This window comes from Methylobacterium sp. 285MFTsu5.1 (genome assembly GCF_000383455.1).
Classification (GTDB): Bacteria; Pseudomonadota; Alphaproteobacteria; order Rhizobiales; family Beijerinckiaceae; genus Methylobacterium.
Genome location: NZ_KB911271.1, coordinates 151,263 through 169,438 on the forward strand (window position 1 = coordinate 151,263; position 18,176 = coordinate 169,438).

Annotated in this window: 18 protein-coding genes; 6 read left to right on the forward strand and 12 right to left on the reverse strand. The window is 72.0% G+C overall.

Annotated features, from left to right (window positions below; translation table 11 throughout):
• Nucleotides 1-2 precede the first annotated feature (2 nt).
• The 3 genes from H288_RS0104995 to H288_RS0105005 all read right to left on the reverse strand — a co-directional run bounded on the left by H288_RS0104995 (nt 3) and on the right by H288_RS0105005 (nt 3,142).
• Entirely contained in the window at nt 3-1,622 is a 1,620-nt protein-coding gene (locus H288_RS0104995) for a gamma-glutamyltransferase family protein (protein WP_020091492.1), read from the reverse strand.
• Nucleotides 1,623-1,779: 157 nt separating this feature from the next.
• The gene (locus H288_RS0105000) at nt 1,780-2,202 is read right to left on the reverse strand and encodes a hypothetical protein (RefSeq protein ID WP_020091493.1); all 423 of its coding nucleotides are present in this window, start codon (nt 2,200-2,202) and stop codon (nt 1,780-1,782) included.
• A 136-nt stretch (nt 2,203-2,338) separates the two neighbouring features.
• Complete coding sequence (locus H288_RS0105005) at nt 2,339-3,142, reverse strand: hypothetical protein (protein WP_020091494.1); 804 nt, start codon at nt 3,140-3,142, stop codon at nt 2,339-2,341.
• A gap of 361 nt (nt 3,143-3,503) precedes the next feature.
• Here H288_RS0105005 and H288_RS0105010 point away from each other — a divergent pair, with 361 nt between their 5' ends.
• A complete protein-coding gene (locus H288_RS0105010) occupies nt 3,504-4,541 on the forward strand; it encodes an aspartate-semialdehyde dehydrogenase (protein ID WP_020091495.1) in 1,038 nt (345 codons plus the stop codon).
• A 353-nt stretch (nt 4,542-4,894) separates the two neighbouring features.
• Here H288_RS0105010 and H288_RS0105015 read toward each other — a convergent pair whose 3' ends face one another.
• From H288_RS0105015 to H288_RS0105025, 3 genes are all read right to left on the reverse strand, one after another.
• Nucleotides 4,895-5,173 carry a DUF2312 domain-containing protein gene (locus tag H288_RS0105015; RefSeq protein WP_026604676.1) on the reverse strand — a complete coding sequence of 93 codons (279 nt, stop codon included), beginning with the start codon at nt 5,171-5,173 and terminating at the stop codon, nt 4,895-4,897.
• Nucleotides 5,174-5,303: 130 nt separating this feature from the next.
• Nucleotides 5,304-5,612, reverse strand: coding sequence for a DUF1244 domain-containing protein (locus H288_RS0105020; protein WP_020091496.1), 309 nt, complete (start codon nt 5,610-5,612; stop codon nt 5,304-5,306).
• Between the two features lie 62 nt (nt 5,613-5,674).
• Nucleotides 5,675-6,439 (reverse strand): N-formylglutamate amidohydrolase, encoded by a 765-nt coding sequence (locus H288_RS0105025; RefSeq protein WP_020091497.1) that lies wholly within the window; start codon nt 6,437-6,439, stop codon nt 5,675-5,677.
• 190 nt (nt 6,440-6,629) lie between these two features.
• On the opposite strand from H288_RS0105025, the gene H288_RS0105030 reads away from it, so the two are divergent.
• The 3 genes from H288_RS0105030 to pyk all read left to right on the forward strand — a co-directional run bounded on the left by H288_RS0105030 (nt 6,630) and on the right by pyk (nt 9,973).
• Nucleotides 6,630-7,949: a glycerate kinase gene (locus tag H288_RS0105030; RefSeq protein ID WP_020091498.1), complete on the forward strand. Its 1,320-nt coding sequence runs from the start codon at nt 6,630-6,632 to the stop codon at nt 7,947-7,949.
• The gene (locus H288_RS32125) at nt 7,915-8,397 is read left to right on the forward strand and encodes a DUF1036 domain-containing protein (RefSeq protein WP_026604677.1); all 483 of its coding nucleotides are present in this window, start codon (nt 7,915-7,917) and stop codon (nt 8,395-8,397) included. Before H288_RS0105030 ends, H288_RS32125 begins: the two co-directional genes overlap by 35 nt.
• 139 nt (nt 8,398-8,536) lie before the next feature.
• On the forward strand, nt 8,537-9,973 hold the full coding sequence (gene pyk / locus H288_RS0105040) for a pyruvate kinase (RefSeq protein ID WP_020091500.1): 1,437 nt from the start codon (nt 8,537-8,539) through the stop codon (nt 9,971-9,973).
• Nucleotides 9,974-10,009: 36 nt separating this feature from the next.
• Here pyk and H288_RS0105045 read toward each other — a convergent pair whose 3' ends face one another.
• The 6 genes from H288_RS0105045 to ubiG form a co-directional block, all read right to left on the reverse strand.
• Nucleotides 10,010-11,026 carry an alpha/beta hydrolase gene (locus tag H288_RS0105045; RefSeq protein ID WP_020091501.1) on the reverse strand — a complete coding sequence of 339 codons (1,017 nt, stop codon included), beginning with the start codon at nt 11,024-11,026 and terminating at the stop codon, nt 10,010-10,012.
• On the reverse strand, nt 11,023-11,634 hold the full coding sequence (locus H288_RS0105050; RefSeq protein WP_012317156.1) for a tetratricopeptide repeat protein: 612 nt from the start codon (nt 11,632-11,634) through the stop codon (nt 11,023-11,025). The genes H288_RS0105045 and H288_RS0105050 overlap by 4 nt, the downstream gene beginning before the upstream one ends.
• 138 nt (nt 11,635-11,772) lie before the next feature.
• Nucleotides 11,773-11,898 carry a type B 50S ribosomal protein L36 gene (ykgO, locus tag H288_RS0105055; RefSeq protein WP_003601867.1) on the reverse strand — a complete coding sequence of 42 codons (126 nt, stop codon included), beginning with the start codon at nt 11,896-11,898 and terminating at the stop codon, nt 11,773-11,775.
• A gap of 177 nt (nt 11,899-12,075) precedes the next feature.
• Nucleotides 12,076-12,654 (reverse strand): PAS domain-containing protein, encoded by a 579-nt coding sequence (locus H288_RS0105060; RefSeq protein WP_234741227.1) that lies wholly within the window; start codon nt 12,652-12,654, stop codon nt 12,076-12,078.
• A 175-nt stretch (nt 12,655-12,829) separates the two neighbouring features.
• Nucleotides 12,830-13,402 (reverse strand): YbhB/YbcL family Raf kinase inhibitor-like protein, encoded by a 573-nt coding sequence (locus H288_RS0105065; protein ID WP_020091503.1) that lies wholly within the window; start codon nt 13,400-13,402, stop codon nt 12,830-12,832.
• A gap of 46 nt (nt 13,403-13,448) precedes the next feature.
• Nucleotides 13,449-14,210: a bifunctional 2-polyprenyl-6-hydroxyphenol methylase/3-demethylubiquinol 3-O-methyltransferase UbiG gene (gene ubiG, locus H288_RS0105070; protein ID WP_020091504.1), complete on the reverse strand. Its 762-nt coding sequence runs from the start codon at nt 14,208-14,210 to the stop codon at nt 13,449-13,451.
• A 226-nt stretch (nt 14,211-14,436) separates the two neighbouring features.
• Between ubiG and H288_RS0105075 the strand changes: the two genes are divergently transcribed.
• Both H288_RS0105075 and ptsP read left to right on the forward strand, forming a co-directional pair.
• Nucleotides 14,437-15,672 carry an aspartate kinase gene (locus H288_RS0105075; protein ID WP_020091505.1) on the forward strand — a complete coding sequence of 412 codons (1,236 nt, stop codon included), beginning with the start codon at nt 14,437-14,439 and terminating at the stop codon, nt 15,670-15,672.
• Nucleotides 15,673-15,858: 186 nt separating this feature from the next.
• Nucleotides 15,859-18,120 carry a phosphoenolpyruvate--protein phosphotransferase gene (gene ptsP, locus H288_RS0105080; RefSeq protein WP_020091506.1) on the forward strand — a complete coding sequence of 754 codons (2,262 nt, stop codon included), beginning with the start codon at nt 15,859-15,861 and terminating at the stop codon, nt 18,118-18,120.
• Nucleotides 18,121-18,176 lie beyond the last annotated feature (56 nt).

Consider the following 18,176-nt stretch of genomic DNA (forward strand, 5'->3'; position numbering starts at 1 on the left):
CGTCACCAGACCACGGCCTGCCCGTCGCGGCGCGGGTCGCTCGCGGCCACGTAGCCCTCGACGGCCGGATCGCCCATCCGCCAGATGAACTGGCCAGCGCCGAAATCCTGGTAGCTGTCCTCGATCACCTCGAGTTCGTGGCCGAGGGCCTTCAGGCGCTCCAGGGTCGCGCCCGGCATCGCCGCCTCGACGTTGATGTCGAGGCCCTCGTTCACCCGCCACCGCGGCGCGTCGCAGGCCGCCTGCGGGTTCTGGCCGTGGTCGATCATCCGCACCAGGGTCTGGACGTGCCCCTGCGGCTGCATGTTGCCGCCCATCACGCCGAAGCTCATCACCGGGGCTCCGTCCTTCGTGAGGAAGCCCGGGATGATGGTGTGGAACGGGCGCTTGCCGGGCGCCACCACGTTGGGGCTCTCCGGAACGAGCACGAAGCCGTAGCCGCGATTCTGCAGGGAGATGCCCCAGCCCGGGACGACCACGCCGGAGCCGAAGCCCATGAAGTTCGACTGGATGAAGCTCACCATCATGCCGGACTCGTCGGCCGCGGTGAGGTAGATCGTGCCGCCCGCGGGCGGCTTGCCCGGCCCGAAGACCTGGGCGCGATTCCGGTCGATCAGCTTGGCGCGCTCCGCGAGGTAGGCTGGGTCGAGCATGGCCTCCGGCGTCACCTCCATCCCGCGGGGGTCGGCGACGTACCGGTAGGTGTCGCTGAAGGCGAGCTTCATCGCCTCGATCTGCAGGTGCTGCGACTCCGGCCCATCGACCGGCAGGCCGCCGAGGTCGAACTGCTCGAGGAGGCCCAGCGCGATCTGCGCCGCGATACCCTGGCCGTTCGGCGGGATCTCGTGCAGCGTGTAGCCGTGATAGTCCTTCGCGGTCGGCGTGACCCATTCGGGGCGGAACGCCGCGAGGTCGGCGGCGGTCATCGCGCCGCCGTTGGCCCGCGCGTGCGCGGCGATCGCCTCGGCGATCTCGCCCCGGTAGAAGGCCTCGCCCTTGGTCTCGCCGATCAGCCGAAGGGTCTTCTCGGCACCCGGGAAGGTCACCAGCTCGCCGACATCCGGCGCCCGGCCCCGCGGCAGGAAGAACTCCGAGAAGCCCGGCTGGCGGGTGATCGCCTCGATCCGGGCCGCGGCCGCCCATTTCTGCTGGACCACCACCGGCGCGAGGTAGCCCCGCTCGGCGATGCGGATCGCGGGCTGCATCAGGTCGGCGAAGGGGAGGCGGCCGAAGCGCTCGCTCAGCGCCGCCCAGGCGGCGACCGCGCCCGGCACGGTGACCGAGTCCCAGCCGCGCATCGGCGGCCGCTCGCCGGCGCCGTACTTCTTCAGGAAGTAGTCCCGGCTCCAGGCGGCCGGCGCCCCGCCGGAAGCGTTGAGGCCGTGCAGCGCCTTCCCGTCCCACAGGATGCAGAAGGCGTCGGAGCCGAGACCGTTGCTGCACGGCTCGGTGACGGTCTTAGCGGCCGCCGTGGCGATCGCGGCATCGACCGCGTTGCCGCCGGCCTGGAGCATCTGGATGCCGGCCTGCGCCGCCAGCGCGTGCGAGGTCGCCACGCAGTTGCGCCCGAACATCGGCATCCGCAGCGACGGATACCCGGTCACCCAGTCGAACGGCTTCATCGCTCAGTTCCCGGTCTCGGCAGCCCACGCGCTCCCGCGGCACTTGGCATACAGGATATCCGGCCCCGGTGAAGGCGTGGCCGGGCATGCCCGCCAACGAAAAACGCGGGCCCGAGGACCCGCGCTTCGTGAACGTGATGCTGCCTTGCCGGGCCGCTCAGTAGGGGCGGCCGTAGAGCGGCGAGGTCGGGTCCAGCCGGTCGACGAAGGAGAGGTCGACGTTGCGGATCGCCGAGGAACGGGCGCCGATGAACGGCCCGTTGGTGATCGGATCCGGCAGGATGCCGCGGCCGAAGCGGTCCGTCGGGCCGTAGGGCGGGGTCAGCTGGTTGGACGCCGCGATCAGGTAGGGGTTCAGGGCCGGGTTGCGCGAGCCGCCGGCGCCCGGAACGTTCGAGGTCAGCGGCACGTTACCGGCATCGAGCCAGCTGCGCGGGCGCACTCGGATCGGGAGCGGCCGGCTGACCCGGTAGATCGGGCCGGGGACGTAGCCATCCTGAGCCTGGGCGGGCGCGGAGGCCAGGGCGCCGAGGCCGGTGGCGGCGACGACGCCGAGAAGGGCGATCTTGAGCGAGCGCATGGCCAACCTTGTCCTTGAGTGCCATCAGTATGGCGACCGAAGCTTAACAGTTCGCCGCCTTTGACGATAAGACGCTTGGGCGAGGCTGTTGTTCCGCCCTTATGGCTGAGCTTGTGCGTTTTGCCACACTCCGGCCTCATTTTTTATTTTGCGGCCGCCGGATTAACGATCCGACCCTCCCGGGAGGCTCTCTCGCGGCCGATGCCGGGCACGCGCCCGCCGGATCGGGCGCGACCGAGAAGGCCGCCGTCGTGGCGGCATCGGCGAGGTCGACGAGGCTCAGCGCGTCGAGCATGCAGCCGAGGGCCTGCGGCTCCGGCGGGCGCGCGAGGGGCGCGCAGAGCCATCCGTCGAGCTGGAAAGCCGTGTCGCGCGTGACGAAGCCGGTGCAGGTCCGCTGCGCGGGGCCCGCGAAGGTCACCTCCAGGGTCTCGACCGCACCGAACTTCGTGCGGATCTGATCGCGGGCGCCGGTCCGGGCCACCGCCAGGGCCGGCCGGTCGAGGGCCGGACCGTTCGCGGCGCGCCGGGCCATGAGGACGAAGAGCGTCGGCGGTGCGCCCGAGCGGGGCCCGCGGGTGAGCTGGACCCGCAGGACCGGCGCCTCGATCGCCGCGACGTCGCCCCGGATGAGGGTGTCCTCGCGCAGCCCGGTCCGCGGATCGACGCGGGCGGACACGCGCACCGGATCGAGCCCGGGTTCCGCGAGCCCGAACTGGGCGACCGAGGCCGCGGGCGGTGCCGGCGAGGCCTGGACCGACGGGACGAAGGCGGTCTCCGCGGCCGGCGGCGGCGCGGGCGCGGAGGTCGGGTTCTCGCCGGGCCAGCGGGGGAGGGCCCACAGGACGGCAATCGCCGCCGCGGCGAGGGCGATGCGCAGGCCGAGAGATCCCGGGGAGACCGGGGCGTCCGGCGCGCGCGCGGCCCGGCCGCCCGGCACGCCGAGCCCGATCCGATCGACGAGGGGCGCTGTTCCGGTCAGGGTCGTGCTCCGTGGCGGCGGGAGGCCGCGGGGTGGACGCCAGCGTCGCGCCGAAGGATTGAATTCCCTCTGCCGGCCCGAGACCGTCACCGGGTTTCCGGAGGCAGGGTGAATCGAGTGTTGCGCCGTCGGCGGCCTTGACAGCACGCGCCCTTGCGCGCCTTGCTCGACCCGGCCGTCGCCCCCACCTCCGCGGAGGACGGGGTCTGCGGCCGCGCCCGTTTGGCGGGCGCGTCCGGCACGAACGATCCTTCGGCCGATTGTACTGGCACAGGCGCGGCACCCGGATCGGTCGGGGTTTTCCGCGCGGAGACGAGAGATGGGTTACAAGGTCGCCGTCGTCGGCGCCACGGGCAACGTGGGCCGCGAGATGCTCGATATCCTGGCCGAGCGGGCTTTCCCCGCCGACGAGGTCGTGGCGCTGGCCTCGCGCCGCAGCCAGGGTCAGGAAGTCTCCTACGGCGACAAGACGCTCAAGGTCAAAACGCTGGACACGTACGACTTCTCCGACACCGACATCTGCCTGATGTCGGCCGGCGGCGAGGCGTCGAAGGAGTGGTCGCCCCGCATCGGCCAGCAGGGCTGCGTGGTCATCGATAACTCGTCGGCGTTCCGCTACGACGCCGACGTGCCGCTGATCGTGCCCGAGGTGAACGCCGACGCGGTGGTGGGCTTCACCAAGCGCAACATCATCGCCAACCCGAACTGCTCGACCGCCCAGCTGGTCGTCGCGCTGAAGCCCCTCCACGAGGCGGCCACGATCAAGCGCGTCGTCGTGTCGACCTACCAGTCGGTCTCCGGCGCCGGCAAGGAGGCGATGGACGAGCTGTTCAACCAGACCCGCGCCGTGTTCACCGCCGGCGAGATCAAGCAGGGCGGCAAGTTCACGAAGCGCATCGCCTTCAACGTCATCCCCCACATCGACGTGTTCATGGAGGATGGCTACACGAAGGAAGAGTGGAAGATGGTCGCCGAGACCAAGAAGATGCTCGACCCGAAGATCAAGCTGACGGCGACCGCCGTCCGCGTGCCGGTCTTCATCGGTCACGCGGAATCGGTGAACGTCGAGTTCGAGCAGCCGCTCACCGCCGAGAAGGCGACCGAGATCCTGCGCGCCGCCCCCGGCGTGCTGGTGATCGATAAGCGCGAGAACGGCGGCTACATGACCCCCCACGAGGCGGCCGGCGAGGACGCGACCTACATCTCGCGCATCCGCGAGGACGCGACGGTGGAGAACGGCCTGAACTTCTGGTGCGTCTCGGACAACCTGCGCAAGGGCGCGGCCCTCAACGCGATCCAGATCGCCGAGGTGCTCGTCAATCGTAAGCTGCTGAACCGCGCCAAGCGCGCCGCCTGAGACTGTTTCCTCTCCCGCTGGGGGAGGGGGCTCTGTCCGACGGATCCTCGGGACACGGTCCCGAGGATCCGTCACGGCTCGGGATCGTGACGCGGATCGGTGGTGCGGACCTTCCGTCCGCGACGTGTCCGCACTGCGTGCGCGGGCCGGCTGTTCATAGCCGAGAGGCTTCGCGGCCGCTCGTTGAGCGCCGCGACCATTCCGGTCATCGACGGCCGGAAGCGGGTCAGGCGTCACCGATATCCGCCTGCTGGTACCGACCGTCGCATCGTCCCGCTTCCGGCCGCCGCCGCGGTGCGGTTCCGTCGGGCACGCGGGCGCGAAATGGGCGGACTTCTCGCCGCCCGGTCCGGCTACGCCATGCCGAGGGCCTGCATGTAGAGCTCGAGGATCGCCTCCTGCTCCTGGCGCTCGCTGTGGTCCTGCTTGCGGATGCGCAGGATCGTCCGGACGGCCTTCGCGTCGAAGCCCCGGCCCTTCAGCTCGGCGAACACCTCCTTGATGTCGCCCATGATGCCGGCCTTCTCCTCCTCGAGACGCTCTAGGCGCTCGATGAACTGCTTCAGCTCGTCCGCGGCCACGCCCTCGGCCGACGAGACGTCGCCGCCGGGCCGCTGCGCGGCGGTGGGCATCGAATGGGCGTTCATGGGGCTCTCCCGAATGCACGGCGCGGTTGCGCCCTGGACCCGTGGTTAACGGGCGCGCCTTACCGGAAGCTTAGCCGATTCGCCGCCGTCCGGCCGCCGCATCAATGGTCCTTGATCAATGGTCCTTGGCCTGCGCGGCCGAGAAGCCCGCCTGCTGCTCCGCACTCGCCTCCGTCTGGAAGCGCGCCTTCCACTCGGCGTAGGGCATCCCGTAGACCGCCTCGCGGCTCTCGTCCTTGGTCAGCGCGACGCCCGTCTCGTCGGCGGCGTCCTTCAGCCAGTTCGACAGGCAGTTCCGGCAGAAGCCCGCCAGGTTCATCAGGTCGATGTTCTGCACGTCCGTCCGGTTGCGCAGATGCGCGACGAGGCGGCGGAAGACCGCGGCCTCGAGTTCCGTCTGGGTCCTGGGATCGATCTCGCTCATCGGTCGCAACTCTCTTCGGGTCGGGCGGGCCACACCCGATTTCGGGGTCGGCCCGGCGGAGATCAAGCCGCGAGCAGCGGGCGCAGCACGCGGGCGAAGCGCGCCGCCCACTCCGCTTGGCCGTCCGCGCCGGCGATCAGGTCCTGGCGGATCTCCACCAGGGCGTTCGCGAGGCCGCGCGCGGTGGCGTGGCGGTCGATCGTGTCGCCCGGCAGGCCGCCGCCGTAGGGCGCGTTGTCGCCGACGGTGAGCCCGGCCGGATCGGCCTCCAGCGCGCGGATCAGCGGGCGGGCGAAGCGGTCGTCCCGGTCGTACAGGATCCCGACCTGCCAGGGCCGCGCGATTCCGCGCCAGTAGGGCGTGAAGCTGTGCATGGTCAGGAGCACGGGCGGCCGGCCCGCAGCCTGGGCGGCGGCGATCGCGTCGTCGATGGCCGCGTCGAACGGCGCGTAGAACCGCGCGATCCGGGCCTGCTTCCCGGCCTCGTCGATCCGGGCATTGCCCGGCACGACGGCGCCGTCGGACAGGCGCATCACCAGCGTCGGATCGGCGCGCCCGCGATTCGGGTCGATGATGAGGCGGGAGAAGTTCGTCAGGATCGCCGGGGCGCCGAGCTGCGCCGCGAGGCTCCGCGTCACCGCCGCCGCGCCGATGTCGTAGGCGATGTGCCGGGCGTATTCCGACGCGGGCACGCCGAGCGCGATGTCCGGCGGCACGAAGTTCGAGGCGTGGTCGCAGGCGATGACGAGGCCGCAGGCGGGGTCGCCGGGGATGATCTCGCAGGGATGCGCGGGCGGGACGGCCGATTCTGTCTCCGGTCGGGTCACGGGGCTCCGAGGTCTTCAGAGAGGTCTTCAGATCTGTGCGAGGGCACCGATGGCGCTTGCCGTCGCGCGGCCGCTCGGGCAGATCACCTATCAAGGATCGTGCGCTCACGGCAAGAAACGGGCCCGCCGCCCAGGGAAGAAACGGGCGGGGATCGCGCGACACAATGGAGAGAGGAGCCCGTTCGACGCCATGACCGACACCGTTCCGCCCGTCACCGACGCGGCCACCCGGGACCAGCGCGCGCTCCTCGATTCGATCCTCACGGCCGCGATCCGCGCCGCCCATCCGGATCTCTGCCTGCCGCCGCACCTGCCGGAGCCGAGCCCGGGCCGCCTGATCATCCTGGCCGCCGGCAAGGCCGCGGGCAGCATGAGCGCCGTGGCGAGCCGCTTCTACCGGCAGAAGCACGGGCTGGGTGACGACCGGATCGTCGGCCTCGCGGTGGCGCGGCACGGCTACGGGCAGGAAGCGCCGGGGATCCACATGGTCGAGGCGGGCCACCCGGTCCCCGACGAGGCCGGCATCTCGGCGACCCGCGAAGCGCTGCGGCTCGCCACCGAGGCCGGGCCCGACGACGAGGTCCTGGTGCTGCTCTCGGGCGGCGGCTCGGCCAACTGGATCGCCCCCGCCGGCGACCTCACGCTGATCGAGAAGCAGGCGATCACCCGGGCGATGCTCCGTTCCGGCGCGCCGATCGGCGAGATCAACACGGTGCGCAAGCACATCTCGCGGATCAAGGGCGGCCGCCTGGCCCTCGCGGCCCGCAATGCCCGGCGCGTCCTGACGCTGGCGATCTCCGACGTGCCCTTCGACGATCCGGCGGTGATCGCCTCCGGGCCGACCATGCCCGATCCGTCGACCCTGGCCGATGCCCGGGCCATCTGCGAGAAGCGCGGCATCCCGCTGCCCGAGGAGGCGGTGCGCCTCCTGAACGACCCCAACAACGAGACGCCGAAGGCCGGCGATCCCGCCTTCGCCCGCGCCGAGTACCGCATCATCGCCCGGCCGATCGACGCCCTGAACGCCGCCGCCGAGGCGGCCCGCGCGGCCGGCTACGAGCCGATCCTCCTGGGCGCCGACCTGGAGGGCGAGGCCCGCGAGGTCGCGGCCGAGCACGCGGCCGAGGCCAAGCGCCACAAGGCGGCCGGCAAGCGCGTCGCGCTGATCTCCGGCGGCGAACTCACCGTCACCATCCGCGGCGAGGGCCATGGCGGCCCGAACCAGGAATACGCCCTGGCGCTGGCGGTCGCGCTCGACGGCGAGCCCGGCATCTTCGGCATCAGCGCCGACACCGACGGGACCGACGGCGGGCGGGGCCTCTCCACCGACCCGGCGGGCGGCCTCGTCGACCCCACGACCCTCGAACGGGCCCGGGCCGCCGGCCTCGACCCGGCCGCGATGCTGGAGCAGAACGACTCCACCGCCTTCTTCGCGGCCCTCGGCGACCTCGTGAACCCCGGTCCGACCTATACCAATGTCAACGACTGCCGCATCATCCTCGTCAATTAGCTCTCGCGTCTCGGCGGCTCAGCTCCTCCCGGCAGTCACGGTCCTCGGCCTCGCGCTCCTCGGCGCGAGCCCCGCCCGGGCGGACCTGCGCCTGTGCAACCAGACCGCCAGCAAGGTCGGGATCTCGCTGGGCTACCGCGATCCCCAGGGCTGGGTGACGGAGGGCTGGTGGGATCTGGCGCCGAAGGCCTGCGAGACGCTGCTCAAGGGCGCGCTGGCGGCGCGGTTCTACTACGTCTTCGCGGTCGACTACACGCGCGGCGGCGAGTGGAGCGGCCGTTCGCTGATGTGCACCCGCGATTCGGAGTTCACGATTCGCGGCATCGAGGATTGTCTCGCCCGCGGCTACGACCGCAACGGCTTCTTCGAAGTCGACACCGGCGAGCAGAAGAGCTGGACCATCCAGCTCACGGATCCGAACCGGCCGGACGCGCCGGCGAAACCGTAATGTGAAGGCGGCGGCCGAGACCGCGGTCTTGACGCTGTCCGGCCCGAGATGCTCACAGCCGATCTGCGCTCCCTGAGCCAGATCTTTCAACCGCCGGCGCTCGACGCCGCGCGGCAACGAGAACACGGAGGAAATACGCTTGAAACGGTCACGCCGCACGAAGATCGTCGCCACCCTCGGTCCGGCCTCCGATTCGCCGGAGATGATCGAGCGGCTGTTCCGCGCGGGCGTCGACGTATTCCGGCTCAACATGAGCCACCTCCCGCGCGAGAAGCTGCCCGAGAAGGTGGAGGCGATCCGCACCATCGAGCGCGAGGCCAAGCGGCCGATCGGCATCCTGGTCGACCTGCAGGGACCCAAGCTGCGGCTCGGCACCTTCGCGGAGGGCGCCGCGATGATCGAGGCCGGTGCCACCTTCGTGCTCGACGGCGACCCGACCCCCGGCGACGCCGCGCGCTGCCACCTGCCGCATCCGCAGATCCTCGAGGCGCTGGAGCCGGGCCACGCCATCCTGGTCGACGACGGCAAGCTGCGGCTGACCGTGCTCGAGACGGCGCACAACCGGGCCGTGACCCGCGTCGAGGTCGGCGGCCGGATCTCGAACCGGAAGGGCGTGTCCCTGCCGCACACCGTGATCCCGGTGCCGGCGATGACCGACAAGGACCGGGCCGACCTCGATGCCGGCCTGAACGCCGGCGCCGACTGGATCGCCGTGTCGTTCGTCCAGCGCCCCGAGGACGTGGCCGAGGTGAAGAAGGTCTGCGCCGGCCGCGCCCTGGTGATGGCCAAGATCGAGAAGCCGCAGGCGCTGGCACGCCTCGACGAGATCATCGAGATCTCCGACGGGCTGATGGTCGCCCGCGGCGATCTCGGCGTGGAGATGCCCCTGGAGCAGGTGCCGGGCGTTCAGAAGCGCATCACCCGCGGCGCTCGGCGCTACGGCAAGCCGGTGGTCGTCGCCACCCAGATGCTCGAATCGATGATCACCGCGCCGGTGCCGACCCGGGCCGAGGTCTCCGACGTCGCCACGGCGGTCTACGAGGGGGCGGACGCCGTGATGCTCTCCGCGGAGAGCGCCTCGGGCGCCCACCCGATCGGGGCGGTCGAGACCATGAACCGGATCGCCGAGCAGGTGGAGCGGGACGCGATCTACTGGTCGATCATCCGGGCGCAGAGCGCGACCCCGGACGAGACGGCCGCCGACGCCATCGCGGCGGCGGCGCACCAGATGGTCGACGCGCTGAGTCTCGACGCGATCATGGCCTGGACCAATTCCGGCTCGACGGCCCTGCGCCTGTCGCGCGAGCGCCCGAACGCCACCGTGATCGCCCTGACGCCGCGGCGCGAGACCGCCCGGCGCCTCGCCCTGGCCTGGGGCACGCACCCGATCGTCACCAAGGACGCCAGCGACGTGGACGACATGTCGTTCCGCGCCGCCAAGTTCGCCGTGCGCGAGAAGTTCGCCGCCGTGGGGGACCGGGTGATCGTCGTGGCCGGCCTGCCGTTCGGCACGCCGGGCGCCACCAACCTCGTGCGGCTGACCTTCATCACCCGCGAGCACGCCGAGAAGGCCTGACGCCACCGGGATACGAGAGCGGGACCGGCCGGCGTGTCAGTGCGCGACGGCCGGCTCCGGGCCGGCCGCGCCCGTCGCGCCGGCCAGCCGGGCCACCTCCTCGGTGACCCGATCGGCGGCGACGTACTGGAGCATGTGGCCGATGCCCGGCAGCAGCACCAGCCGCGCGCCGGGGATCGCGCGGGCCAGCGGCACCGCCTGCGTGTCGGCGCGGACGATCGGGTCCGCCTCGCCGGATATCACCACGGTGGGCACGCGGATCGCGCCGTAGCGCGGGCTCTGCGCCGCGAGGGCAAGCGGCAAACCGAGCAGGTCCTGGACGTTGGCGAGCAGCGTTGCGGGCCGCAGGACCAGGTCCGACCGCGCCAGGTCTGGGTAATCCGCACGCGGCGGTTGCGGCTGGAAGACCCGGCGCGCCGCCTCGGGCAGGTAGTGCTGCGCGATGGGCGGCCCGACCGTCCGGCTGAGCAGCCACGCCACCGGCGGGGTCACGGCGAGCCGCCAGTACCAGGGCAGATCGGGCATCCGGTCCGGCATGGGCATCGCCACCGGCGCCGCGAGGGCGAGGGCCGACACCCGGTCCGGGTGATCCAGCGCGAGGGCGAGGGCCAGGGCGCCGGCCCAGGAATGGCCGAAGACGAGCGCCGGGCCGACACCCATCCGTTCCAGCGCCTCCGCGATCAGTCCGGCCTGCGACGCGGGGGGCGCGGCGGCGTCGCCACCGATCCGCTCGCTCCAGCCGAAGCCCGGCCGGTCGAAAGCGATGACCCGGAAACCCCGCGCCGCGAGCCGGTGGCCGATCCCCTCCATCGGATCCGACGCGTTGGCCGAGGCGCCGTGCAGGAGCACGACGGGCGGTCCGTCGGCCGGCCCGTCCTGCAGGGTCGCGAGCCGGCCGCCGGTGACCGCCACGAACGGGCCTGCCGGCGGGTGGGCGGCGCCGACCCGCAGGGTGATGGCCAGCGTCGCCAGCGCGCCGGCCGCGAGGACGAGCCCGGCGAGGGCGAAGGGCAGGGCCAGGAGGGTGAGGAGGACGGCGGTCACCCGGCTCACAGGTCGCGGCCGTCGACCTCCGGAGTGAGGCGGTTGATCGCCTCGCCGATCTTCTCCATCTGCGGGTAGAGCGCCCGCGCCCGCCGGAAGGCGGCGAGCGCCCGCGCCTTGTCGTCGAGCGATTCGTAGATCCGGCCCATCGCGGCCCAGGCCTCGAAGTGGCGCGGCTCCAGCACCAGGGCCCGCTGCAGGTCCGCCAGGGCGTCGTCCTTGTCGGACAGGAGCCAGAACACCGTCGCGCGCCGGTTCCAGCCCTCCGACCAGTTCGGCTCGAGGGCGGTGACGCGGTCCATCAGCTCGGCCGCCAGGGGGAAGTCGTGTGCGGTGACCGCCTGCCGGGCGCGGTCGGTGAGGAGGTCGGCGGTCGGGCTGCCCGACCCGGCCATGCGCCGCTCGATCAGCCGGGCGATGCCCTTGGCCTCGGCCGGGTCCTCGCTGGCGCGCAGGCGGGCGAACAGGTCGTCGAGGCTCGGCGGCTTGGGGGCCGGCTTCCCCTCGGGAGCGGTGCGGCCGGGACGCCCGGTCTCCGGAGCCGCCCGCGCCGCCGGGATGTCCAGGGCGAGGCCCGACAGGCAGACCAGGGCGGCGAGGAGGCGGGTCGGCGTCATGCGGCCAGACTGTGCGCCGGCCCGGGATCCGTCAACGTGCCGCGGTGCCGCGCGCATGCGGAAACGGCCGCGCCCCTTCGGGTACGGCCGTCCCAACGTCGATCGTCGTCCGACCCGGCCTGACCGGGCGGAGCTGCCTCAGCCCTGGCGGGCCTTGAAGCGCTTCTGGGTCTTGTTGATCACGTAGACCCGGCCCTTGCGGCGCACGAGCTGGTTGTCGCGGTGGCGGCCACGCAGGGACTTGAGGGAGTTGCGGATCTTCATGGGTCTCTCGAGCCCGGAGGGCCGTCCGTTGTGTAGGGTGTCGGGAACGTGGTCACGAGGCTGGACGCGGCGTCGCGTCCGGCGATCACGGCTCACGCATCGCGGGATGGCGCGGCCATATCAGGATTCGCCCCCGGAAGGCAAGGCGCGACGGGCATCGAGCGGAGGCGGGGCGGCTCAGTGAACCCTGTCGAGATCCGGCACGGCCGGCGCGAGCACGAGCTGCCGGCCGATCTCGTGCAGCAGCACGTCGAGCAGCGGCTTCAGGCGCTCGAACCCCGGCTGGGGCAGGCCGTCCTCGGCGGCGTTGTAGAGGGCCAGGGCCATCTCGGCGACCCGGTCGATGCCGCCGGCGGCCACGTCGGTCGCGCAGAAGGCGGATTCGTCGAGGAAGCCGTCGCGGCCGCGCTCGGTCACGTCGATGACGATCCCGTGGGCCTCGCTGACGCCGCCCTGCGCGTCGAGGATGAAGCGGCCGCGCGCGAGGATCCACCGGACCTCGCCCGGCTCCGGCACGGTCCGGTACTGCGCGATGTACAGGCCGCCCTGCCGGCGGAGGTCGTCGAGGATCGACGCGATCCGCCGCTGATCCTCCGGGTGGATGCGGTCGAGGAAGGCCCCGAAAGTCGTCCCGCTGCCGCTCTTCGTTCGGGGCAGGCCCAGCATCGTCGCCGCGACGGGGTCGCACCGGAGAACATCGTCGGCGATGTGCCAGGTCCAAGTCCCGACATCCGACACAGCGAGCGCGCGCGCCACACTGCTGCCGCCCCGCCGCTTCGTGCGCACGCCGACGCCCACAGGCCCGATCTCCAGCCATTTTCAGGCGGTCTGCCCAGACCGCTTCGTTGGTCGACACAATACTGAGATCACGAATGCGGCACAACGCGCGAGTTCTGCAGGGCTGAGCTGTATCGCATCGGTATCGGCCGGATCAGGGACGATGGTAAACGCCGGTCAATATCCCCTTCGCGAGGACCTGACCGCGCATGGCCTCGATCAGCGCGCCGCGGCCCGGCGCCTCGGCAAGGGCGAGGGGCTGCCGCAGCGCGTAGATCTGGAAGAGGTATGGGTGCGGCCCGTGGCCGGTGGGCGGGTCCGGCGGCAGCCATTCCGCGCGCAGGAAGCTGTTCCGGCCCACGGCCTCCACGGTGCCCGCGTGGCCGGGACCCGGCAGCGCACCCTCCAACAGGCCGGCGGGTTCCGGCGGGACCGACCAGGCTATGAGATGGACCAGCGGCCGGGGCGTCGGGCTGCCCGCATCCTCCACGAGGAGGACGAGGGCGGCGGTGCCCGCCGGCAGCCCGCTCCAGGCGAGGGGCGGCGACACGCCCGCGCCGTCGGCCGTGAAGCGGGCGGGCAAGTCCGCCCCGTCGGCGAAGGCCGGGCTCGACAGCGTCACGGTCTCGGGCACGTCGGGGAAGTCAGCGCGGGACGTCGTCTTGTCCAGGCCCGCCTTCAGCCCCGACAGCGCCTCGCCGAGCACACCGGGAATCTTCTCGAGCATCGCCGCGTCCTCCGCCGCGATGGCAACGGCGGCGGACGCGACCGGTTCACGCCGACCGCTCGGCCGCGACCATGTAGTTCACCGCCTTGTCGCGGCCGGTGCGCCACCCGTCCGTCAGCGGGTTGTAGACGACGCCGACCGTGTCGGTGACGTCGAGGCCGCCGGCCCGGATCGCGCGGGCGAGCTCGTCCGGCGTCACGAACTTCTCCCAGTCGTGCGTGCCGCGCGGCAGCCAGCCGAGCACGTACTCGGCGCCGACGATGGCGAGCGCGAAGGAGCGCAGCGTCCGGTTGAGGGTGGCCCCGAACAGCATGCCGCCGGGCTTCACCGCCGCGCAGGCGGTCCGCACGAAGGCCGGCATGTCGGAGACGTGCTCGACGACCTCCATGATCAGCACCGCGTCGAAGCTCTCGCCGCCGGCGACCACCGCCTCGATGGTCTGCCCGCGGTAATCCACCGGCACCCCGGCCGCCTCGGCATGGGTTCGGGCGACCGCGACGTTCTGCTCGGCCGGGTCGAGCCCGGTCACCCGGGCGCCGAGACGGGCCAGCGGCTCCGAGAGAACGCCGCCGCCGCAGCCGACGTCGCAGATCGTCAGCCCGTCGAGCGGGAAGGGGGCTTTCGGGTCGCGACCGAAGCGCCGGCAGAGGGCGTCGCGGATGTAGGCGAGCCGCACCGGGTTGAACCGGTGCAGGACGCGCATCGGGCCGGTCTCGTCCCACCACGTGGCGGCGAGCGCGTCGAAGCGCGCGACCTCGGCGCGGTCGACGAACCCTTCCGTGACCCGGTCCGTGGCTGACCTGTCCATGCGTGTTCCGTCCTCATGCCGGCGGCCGGGATCCGCCGCGCGGTTTCGTGCCTGCATCGTGCTCGCGCTCTAGCACGGCGATCGCCCGGAAGTCGCCGCGGCGCGCGGGCGCCATGCTTGGCCGGTTGTTGACACTCCTCCGGGCCGCTTGTACCCGCCGGGCACCGTCCGGACGGGGCTGCAGCGGCCCGTCCAATCGCCACCGGGAACCCGCGACCGAGAGACCATGCCCCGTCTGGTGATGAAATTCGGCGGCACCTCCGTCGCCAACGTCGACCGCATCCGCAACGTGGCGCGCCACGTCGCCCGCGAGGTGGCGGCCGGCTACGACGTCGCCGTGATCGTGTCCGCCATGTCGGGCAAGACCAACGAACTGGTCGACTGGGTCAAGGACGCGAACCCGATCTACGATCCGCGCGAGTACGACGCCGTCGTGGCGTCCGGCGAACTCGTCACCGCCGGCCTCCTGGCGATCGCCCTGCAGAAGGACGGGCTCAAGGCCCGTTCCTGGCAGGGCTGGCAGATCCCGGTCGTGACGTCGGACGCGCACGGATCGGCCCGCATCGCCGACATCGACCCGAAGAATCTCGAGGCGGGCTTCGCCAAGGGCGAGGTCGCGGTCATCGCCGGCTTCCAGGGTGTCCACGACGAGACCGGCCGCGTCACGACGCTCGGCCGCGGCGGCTCCGACACCTCCGCGGTGGCCGTGGCGGCCGCGATCGGGGCCGAGCGCTGCGACATCTACACGGACGTCGACGGCGTCTACACCACCGATCCGCGCATCGTCCCGAAGGCCCGTCGCATGGAGCGGGTCACCTTCGAGGAGATGCTGGAGATGGCCTCGCTGGGCGCCAAGGTGCTGCAGGTCCGCTCTGTAGAGCTCGCCATGGTCCACCGGGTGCCGACCACGGTCCGGTCCTCCTTCGATCCGCCGGACGCCGCGCGCCCGGGCACCCTCATCTGCGACGAGGACGACATCGTGGAACAGCACATCATCACCGGGATCGCCTTCTCCCGGGACGAGGCGCAGATCACCCTGCGCAAGGTCAAGGACAGCCCGGGCGTCGCCGCCGCGATCTTCGGGCCGCTGGCGGATGCCAACATCAACGTGGACATGATCATCCAGACCGTGTCGGGCGACCAGTCGACCACCGACATGACCTTCACGGTGCCGTCCGCCGAGTACGAGCGGGCCCGGAAGATCCTCGACGAGGCCCGCGCGCAGATCGGCTACGCGCAGATCGAGGGCGCCACCGACGTGGTGAAGGTGTCGGCGATCGGCGTCGGGATGCGCAGCCACGCGGGCGTCGCCGCCAAGGCGTTCCGGGCGCTCGCCGAGAAGGGCATCAACATCCGCGCGATCACCACCTCGGAGATCAAGTTCTCCGTGCTGATCGACGCCGCCTATACGGAGCTTGCCGTGCGCACGCTTCACTCGCTATACGGCCTGGATCAGGCCTGAGCCTGGGACGCGGGTTCGAGCGGGGCGCGTGGTGTGAACTGAACAGTCACGGGCCGATCCGCCGATCCCAGAACGCCTCTGGGACCAGCGACCCGGTCCATCCGGCGCCGGCCGTCCCGGGTCTGGCGCCAAGGTTGCAGGGTGGTCGACGCCAAGGCCGCTCACCGACGCTGGAACGACGAACCGATGCCCGCTGCGCCCGGAGGCCCGCGCCTGCTGCTGCGCCGCCTCCGCGAAGCGATGGCGGAGCCGGTCAGCCCCCAGGCGCGCCTCGACCGCATCGTCGTCCTGATCGCCGCCAACGTGGTGGCCGAGGTCTGCTCGGTCTACGTGCTGCGCGACGACAACACCCTCGAGCTGTTCGCCACGGAAGGTCTGAACCGCGAGGCGGTGCACCAGACCCGCATGCGCACCGACGAGGGCCTCGTCGGCCTCATCGCGCGCACGGCGGAGCCGCTCTCGCTCTCGGACGCCCAGAACCACCCGGCCTTCTCGTACCGGCCTGAGACGGGCGAGGAGGCCTACCACGCCTTCCTGGGCGTGCCGCTGCTGCGCGCCGGCAACACGCTCGGCGTCCTGACGGTCCAGAACAAGACCTACCGCGTCTACTCCGAGGAGGAGATCGAGGCGCTCCAGACCACCGCCATGGTGCTCTCGGAGATGATCGCCTCGGGCGAGCTGGAGGGGCTCGCGCCGGACGCCGGCACCGCGGCCCGCCGCCCGGTCCTGGCCCGGGGCATCGCCCTCGCGGACGGCATCGGCCTCGGCTACGTGGTGCTGCACGAGCCCCGCGTCGTGGTGAAGACGCTGATCGCCGAGAACGTCGAGCGCGAGGTCGCGCGCCTCGACGCGGCGATCGAGGAGGTCCGCTCGGCGATCGACGCCCTGGTGGAGCGCGGCGACCGGATCGGCACGGCGGAGTCCCGCGAAGTGCTCGAGACCGTCCGGATGTTCGCCCACGACAAGGGCTGGCTCCGCCGGATGCGCGAGGCCGTGGGCTCGGGCCTGACCGCGGAGGCCGCGGTCGAGCGGGTCCAGTCGGACAACCGCGCCCGGATGATGCGGCAATCGGATCCGTACCTGCGCGAGCGGCTGCACGATCTCGACGACCTCGCCAACCGCGTCCTGCGCACGCTGATCGGCCCCGAGGCGGCCGGCGCCCTGGTGCTGCCCGAGAACGCCATCCTGGTGGCGCGCACCATGGGCCCGGCGGCGCTCCTGGACTACGAGGCCTCGACCCTGCGCGGCATCGTCCTGGAGGAGGGCGGTCCGACCAGCCACGTCGCCATCGTCGCCCGGGCGCTCGGCATCCCGGCTGTGGGCGAGGTCGAGAACGCCACCGCCCTGTGCGACGCCGGCGACGCGATCATCGTCGACGGCGTGGCCGGCGAGATCCATGTCCGGCCCGGTCCCGAGGTCGAGGCCGCCTACGCCGAGATGGTGCGCCTGCGCGCCCGCCGGCAGGAGCAGTACCGGGCGCTGCGCGACGTCCCGGCCCAGACCCGCGACGGCGTGCGCGTCGGCCTGCACCTCAACGCCGGCCTGCTGGTGGATTTCAGCCACCTGCAGGAGACGGGGGCCGAGGGCGTCGGCCTGTTCCGCACCGAGCTGCAGTTCATGGTGGCGCAGCGCATGCCGTCGGCGGCCGAGCAGGAGGAGCTGTACCGCAAGGTCTTCGCGGCCTCGGCCGGCAAGTCCGTCACGGTCCGCACCCTCGACATCGGCGGCGACAAGATCCTGCCCTACATGGCCAAGCTCGAGGAGGAGAACCCGGCGCTGGGCTGGCGGGCGATCCGCATCGGCCTCGACCGGCCGGCGCTGCTGCGCATGCAGCTGCGCGCCCTCCTGAAGGCCGCCGACGGCGACCCGCTCAAGATCATGTTCCCGATGGTCGCCACGGTGGACGAGTTCGTGCGCGCTCGCGGCATCGTCGAGCGCGAGAAGGCCTACCTCAAGCGCCACGGCTACCGGCTCCCGACCGATTGCCGCCTCGGCGCGATGATCGAGGTGCCGTCGCTCCTGTTCCAGATCGACGAGATCGCCAAGGAGGCCGACTTCCTCTCGGTCGGCTCGAACGACCTGATGCAGTTCCTGTTCGCGGTGGACCGCGAGAATCGGCGGGTCGCCGACCGGTTCGATCCGCTGAGCGTCGCGGCGCTGCGCGCGTTCCGTCTGATCGCCGAGCGGGCCAACGCAGCCTCCTGCCCGGTGACGGTGTGCGGCGAGATCGGCGGCCGGCCCCTCGACGCCATGGCGCTGATCGGCCTCGGCTACCGACAGCTGTCGATGTCGCCGGCCGCCATCGGCCCGGTCAAGGCGATGGTGCTGAGCCTCGACGCGGCCGCGATCGCCGCGCTGATCGACGCCGAGATGGCGCGGATGCACGACGGCGATTCCCTGCGCCCGGCGCTGACGGCCTTCGCGCACGCGCACGGCATCCCTATCTAAGCGCGAACGCGACCCTTGCCGAACATTCGGCCGGGGTTGTACGGCAACGCCACGAC